Here is a 6,104-nt window from a genome sequence, read left to right on the forward strand (position 1 = left end):
TTTCAGAAGGATTTAGGAGTCTCCTGTTTAGGATATCATTTTAGTTACTTAACTTTTCCTAAAATTAAAAAAGCGAAATCATGACCAAATTTTTGCAGAAGGAAATAAAGCTAAGTGCAAAACGAAGAGGTTTCCATCTGGTTACTGATGAAATTATGAGTGAGTTTTCTGAAATTTCAGAAATAAAGAAAGGTATGTTGCAGGTATTTATTCAGCATACTTCCGCAGGACTTACCATTAATGAAAATGCTGATCCTACCGTACGGGAAGATTTTGAGAGCCATATCAATAAAATGGTTCCTGAAAAGCAACCATACTACAAGCATACCCTTGAAGGGGCAGACGACATGCCCGCACATATAAAAGCTTCGCTTATGGGAACTTCATTACAAATTCCTGTGACAAATGGAAAACTGAACCTGGGTACCTGGCAGGGGATTTACCTTTGTGAACATCGCGATAGCGGTGGCTCAAGAAAACTCGTGCTTAGCGCATGGGGAGAATAATATTTTATTTATGAAAAATCCATGATTTCCTGGTTTTTGGCTGGAGAACTCCCTGTAACCAATCCGGTAGCTAAGTTTTTAATCATTCTCTTTATCATTTTGTTTATCCCGATCCTGATGAACAAAATAAAAGTCCCTCACCTTTTGGGGCTTATCATAGCCGGAGCAGTGATTGGCCCAAATGGTTTTAATCTAATGGAGCGGGATAGCGGCATTATCCTTTCGGGAACAGCAGGTTTACTTTATATTATGTTCCTGGCAGGGCTGGAAATAGATCTTGAGGATTTTAAAAGAAACCGAACTAAAAGCCTCATTTTCGGATTTTATACTTTTGCAATACCCATGCTTCTTGGTATTTGCGCCGGATTTTACCTGCTAAATTTCTCCATGATCACGTCCGTTCTTTTGGCGAGCATGTTTGCATCACATACTTTAATTACGTATCCAATTATCCGGAAAGCGGGTATAACAGGAAATCGCGCTGTGAATATTAGCGTGGGAGGAACTATGGTAACCGATATTCTGGCCTTGCTGATTTTGGCCGTTATAGTAGGACTTACAAAAGGAGAAGTAAATATTTTTTTCTGGCTTCGGTTAGGATTCTCTACACTTGTTTTTGGATTTATAGTTCTTTTTATCTTTCCTGTGGTTGGCCGGTGGTTTCTTGAAAGATGGGAGGATAGTGTATCGCAATATATTTTTGTGCTGGCCAGTGTTTTTCTGGGGGCCTTCCTGGCTGAACTTGCCGGGATAGAAGGAATAATAGGCGCTTTTCTTGCCGGTATTTCCCTGAACAGGCTTATTTCCCGAACCTCTCCTTTAATGAACAGGATAGAGTTTGTGGGCAACGCCATCTTTATTCCTTCTTTCCTGATTGGAATAGGAATGTTAATAAATTACAAGGTATTTTTTAAAGATATTGAAACCTTTAAAGTAGCTGCAGTGATGATTACAGTAGCCACTGGAGCTAAATTTCTGGCGGCCTGGTTAACGCAAAAATCATTTAAATTTTCTGTAGATGAGCGAAGGATTATTTTTGGATTGAGTAATGCCCAGGCTGCTGCGACACTGGCGGCTGTGGTTATTGGCTATAATATAATTCTGGGTACTGGAAAAAATGGAGAGCCTGTGCGGCTTTTAGATGAGAATGTGCTTAATGGAACTATTTTAATGATATTGGTTACCTGTACTATGGCTTCTTTCTCAGCTCAAAAAGGTGCGCGTAATATTGCGCTGTTATCTTCAGGAAAGCAGGTTTCAGGTAAAAATGTTTAGGAAAAGTACTCTTATTTAGATAAGTAATGCTGAAACGGCTGATGGATTTATCAATTTTCTTTAGCTATCAAATTCCGCAAAACCCGGAATGAATTAAATACGCTTTTGGTTATTAGAAAAAAGTGCTGAAGACCCTGCTGCTGAAAGATATATGTGGTAAATTTTAAATCAGGTGGCTGTTACTACATGAGCTATTTGCCCAGAATCATAGCATAAAAAATGGAGCAGGTAATATTTAAAAATTGAAGAATACGGGTAGGATAATAGTGTTTTAGTTTATCCGCTTCCGTAGCATCTACAAATAATTTTGAAGAAAAAATGTTTAATTTTGGTCTTATCTCGAAGCCTTTAGAAGAATCATTTATGGAGTGGGGCAAAAAAAATCCGGTTCTGCAAAGAACCGGATTTTAATATAAGAGAGTTTAATTTGTTTGTATTTATTTTACTTTGTCAACAATGGCTTTAAACGCCTGCGGATGGTTCATGGCCAAATCGGCTAAAACCTTTCGGTTAAGGCCTATTCCACCGGCTTTTACCTTCCCCATAAACTGGGAATAAGACATTCCTTGCTGACGGGCAGCTGCATTAATACGCATAATCCACAATGAGCGGAAATTACGCTTCTTGGTTTTGCGGTCTCTGTATGCATAAAGCATAGCTTTATCAACCGCATTTTTAGCTACTGTCCAAACGTTTTTACGACGTCCAAAGTAGCCTTTTGCTTGCTTAAGAACCTTTTTTCTTCTGGCTCTCTTGGCAACTGAATTTACTGATCTTGGCATATTTAAATTGTTTTTGTAGCAGGCGGCCGGTAACCGGCACTTTTAATTTAAACTTCAAACTGTCACACTGAGCGCAGTCGAAGTGTTGCCCAACTCCAGGGTTTATTAATTGTTTAAACCGTTAAGAGCTTCAGCTTACTTTAAACGTAATTGAAGTTTAACATTGTCCTTATCTGCATCATGTACCAACGTACTGTGAGTAAGGGCTAGCTTACGTTTTTTAGACTTCTTTGTTAGAATGTGGCTTTTAAACGCGTGCTTTCTCTTAATTTTACCGGTACCTGTAAGCTTAAAACGCTTTTTGGCACTGGATTTTGTTTTCATTTTAGGCATGCTGTCCTTCTTTTATAATTAACTCTCTTATTCTATCAAGCTGCAAATATTCCTTCTTTTACCTCCTTTGGTGAGGTGGAATCTCTTTTCCAAAAATTCCGGGGGAGAAATACCTGCTAAGGCTTATTTTGCTTTTTTGGTAGGGGCCATAAACATGGTCATACGCTTACCTTCCAGTTTCGGCATTTGCTCAACCTTTCCATGTTCCTCAAGATCTGTGGCTAATCTCAATAATAAGATTTCCCCTTTATCCTTAAAAACTATGGAACGTCCTTTAAAAAATACAAACGCTTTCAACTTAGCACCATCCTTTAAGAATTTTTCAGCATTACGCTTCTTAAATTCATAATCATGGTCATCGGTATTCGGTCCGAATCGAATTTCTTTTACTACAACCTTACTGGCCTTGGCTTTCATTGCCTTCTCACGTTTCTTCTGTTCATAAAGAAACTTTTTGTAGTCCATCGCCTTTACAACAGGAGGTTCGGCATTTGGTGATATTTCCACCAAATCCAATCCTAATTCTTCAGCGATTGCTAAGGCTTCTTTGATGGGATATACGTCCATTTCCACATTATCCCCAACAAGCCTCACTTTTTCAGCTCGGATTTTCTGGTTGATTTTGTGTTCGTCTTCCTTCCTTCTCGTACTGGGCCTCTTCGATTTTTTTCTTCGTATTGCTATGGCTAATCAATTTTAGTTAAACTTTAAACGCTTTAAGCGTCTTTTTTATCTCGTTATTTATAGTTTCGGCAAAAGTTTCAACCGGCATTGTGCCTATGTCACCTTCCCCTCTTTTTCGTACAGAAATCGTACCATCATTTGCCTCCTGTTCTCCAACAATCAGCATAAAAGGAAATTTATTTACTTCAGCTTCGCGAATTTTCTTTCCTATCGTTTCACTCCGGTTATCTATACGAGCGCGAATTTCGTTATTTTCCAGTAAAGTTAAAACTTTTTGGGAGTAATTTTCATATTTCTCACTGAGGGAGAGAATAATAGCCTGCTCCGGCATTAGCCAAAGCGGGAAATTCCCCCCTGTATGTTCCAGCAGGATGGCAACAAATCGCTCCATACTCCCAAAAGGAGCACGGTGAATCATAACAGGGCGATGACTTTCATTATCGCTTCCTTTATATGTCAGGTCAAAACGTTCCGGCAGGTTATAATCTACCTGAATAGTGCCAAGTTGCCAGTTTCTGCCAAGAGCATCTTTTACCATAAAGTCCAGTTTTGGGCCGTAAAACGCAGCCTCACCGGTTTCCACAACATAATTAAGCCGTTTTTCCTCAGCCGCGGCAATTATGGCATTTTCAGCTTTATCCCAAACTTCATCACCTCCTATATACTTTTGTTTGTTTTCAGGATCTCTAAGGGAGACCTGGGCAGTGAAGTTTTCAAAACCTAAAGAATCGAATACATATAAGGTAAGATCAATTACTTTTTTAAATTCTTCATCCAGTTGATCCGGAGTACAGAAAATATGAGCATCATCCTGGGTGAAGCCTCTTACGCGAGTAAGACCATGTAATTCCCCGCTTTGTTCATAGCGGTAAACAGTGCCAAATTCCGCAAAACGTTTTGGTAAATCCCGATAACTCCAGGCGGTGGCATTATATATTTCGCAATGGTGCGGACAGTTCATTGGTTTCAGCAGGAATTCTTCCCCTTCATTAGGAGTCTTTATTGGCTGAAAACTGTCTTCTCCATATTTTGCGTAGTGCCCTGAAGTTACATATAGTTCTTTCTGCCCAATATGCGGACTAACAACCATCTCGTAACCTGCGGTTTTCTGAGCCTTTTTAAGGAAATTTTCAAGGCGTTCACGTAAAGCGGCTCCTTTTGGCAGCCATAATGGCAAACCCTGTCCCACCTTGTGGGAAAAAGTGAAAAGTTCAAGTTCCCTTCCCAGCTTTCTGTGATCCCGTTTTTTTGCCTCCTCCAGTAATTCCAGATACTCTTTAAGTTCTTTCTGTTTTGGAAAAGAAGTTCCATAAACCCTGGTAAGCTGCGGATTTTTCTCATCACCGCGCCAGTATGCACCGGCGGCACTCATTAATTTTACCGCCTTTATAATTCCGGTATTGGGGATATGGCCTCCGCGGCATAAGTCGGTAAAAGTGTCGTGATCGCAAAAGGTAATAGTTCCGTCTTCCAGTTTTTCGATTAATTCCACCTTAAACGGATTGTTTTGCTTCTTATAATAGTCTAGAGCATCGGCCTTGGAAACTTCACGCATTTTAAAGTCATGTTTTCCGCGGGCAATTTCCAGCATTTTGGTTTCTATTTTTCCAAAATCATTTTCCGAGATTTTATGCTCCCCAAAATCCACATCATAATAAAAGCCATTTTCAATCGCCGGACCTATGGTGAGTTTAGCACCTGGATACAGTTGTTCTATCGCCTGCGCCATCACGTGGGAAGTAGAGTGCCAGAAGGCTTTCTTCCCTTCCTCGTCATTCCATGTATATAAGGTAAGTGAGCCATCGGTGATCAAAGGTGTGTCAGTTTCTACAATTTTATCATTAAATTTAGCCGAAATTACATTTCTGGCCAGCCCAGCACTAATGCTGTTAGCAACGTCCATGGGAGTAGAGCCCTTTTCAAATTCCTTAATACTGCCATCAGGCAAAGTAACCTTAATCATGTCTTGTTTTTCAATTTAGAAGAGCAAAGATAAGCGGTTGAACTTGGTTGCGCAATATACTCTATGTAGAAAATGTAGGATATTGGCGTTTCCCCTCCTTCAAAGGTCGGGGTCGGGCTATTCGCTGTATCTTATAGCGGTTTTGGAGGAAGCTGGAAGTATGGTATATATTTAAGGAGTGTGGATAACACCAAATTCAGGACCCCCTATTCCGCTATAAGGATGCCGCTGCTATCCCTAACGCAAAAGAGTGGAAATGGAAAATGCTAAAAAGTATAATTCATCATCTTTCATGTTTGGCTCCTTCCTTTTTTAAGGGAAAGTGGCTTTATCAGCGAGCGCTGATAAAGACGGAAGGGTAAAAACACTATTACTAGCACAGAACTAAAGCTTCTTATTAATAGCAGCTGATACTATATATACTAAGGAGAAGCGGATAATTGGCAAATCTGGCCCCGCGCCCTGTCGGTAGAGCTGGATTACTAAATTTAAGTGAAAAAAGTTTGGGTCATAAAAATGCCATTTTCAGTCTTTTAGCTCCGGTTCTTAGATAAAACCTAG

At 39.9% G+C, this 6,104-nt stretch carries 6 protein-coding genes; 2 read left to right on the forward strand and 4 right to left on the reverse strand.

Going from position 1 to position 6,104, the window contains the following annotated elements:
- The first annotated feature begins 80 nt into the window (after positions 1–80).
- Together RM539_RS18630 and RM539_RS18635 are read left to right on the forward strand one after the other, a co-directional pair.
- Entirely contained in the window at positions 81–506 is a 426-nt protein-coding gene (locus tag RM539_RS18630; protein ID WP_311504933.1) for a secondary thiamine-phosphate synthase enzyme YjbQ, read from the forward strand.
- A 21-nt stretch (positions 507–527) separates the two neighbouring features.
- The gene (locus tag RM539_RS18635; protein ID WP_432264645.1) at positions 528–1,781 is read left to right on the forward strand and encodes a cation:proton antiporter; all 1,254 of its coding nucleotides are present in this window, start codon (positions 528–530) and stop codon (positions 1,779–1,781) included.
- Positions 1,782–2,218: 437 nt separating this feature from the next.
- Here the strand turns inward: RM539_RS18635 and rplT are convergent, their stop codons facing one another.
- From rplT to thrS, 4 genes are all read right to left on the reverse strand, one after another.
- Complete coding sequence (rplT, locus tag RM539_RS18640) at positions 2,219–2,563, reverse strand: 50S ribosomal protein L20 (protein WP_311504935.1); 345 nt, start codon at positions 2,561–2,563, stop codon at positions 2,219–2,221.
- Positions 2,564–2,698: 135 nt separating this feature from the next.
- Positions 2,699–2,896, reverse strand: a complete 198-nt coding sequence (gene rpmI / locus RM539_RS18645; protein ID WP_011708523.1) for a 50S ribosomal protein L35 — start codon at positions 2,894–2,896, stop codon at positions 2,699–2,701.
- Between the two features lie 123 nt (positions 2,897–3,019).
- Positions 3,020–3,574, reverse strand: coding sequence for a translation initiation factor IF-3 (infC, locus tag RM539_RS18650; protein WP_311504937.1), 555 nt, complete (start codon positions 3,572–3,574; stop codon positions 3,020–3,022).
- A 22-nt stretch (positions 3,575–3,596) separates the two neighbouring features.
- Positions 3,597–5,543 carry a threonine--tRNA ligase gene (gene thrS / locus RM539_RS18655; RefSeq protein ID WP_311504936.1) on the reverse strand — a complete coding sequence of 649 codons (1,947 nt, stop codon included), beginning with the start codon at positions 5,541–5,543 and terminating at the stop codon, positions 3,597–3,599.
- Positions 5,544–6,104 lie beyond the last annotated feature (561 nt).

This window comes from Autumnicola musiva (assembly GCF_031846585.1).
In the GTDB taxonomy this organism is placed as follows: domain Bacteria; phylum Bacteroidota; class Bacteroidia; order Flavobacteriales; family Flavobacteriaceae; genus Autumnicola; species Autumnicola musiva.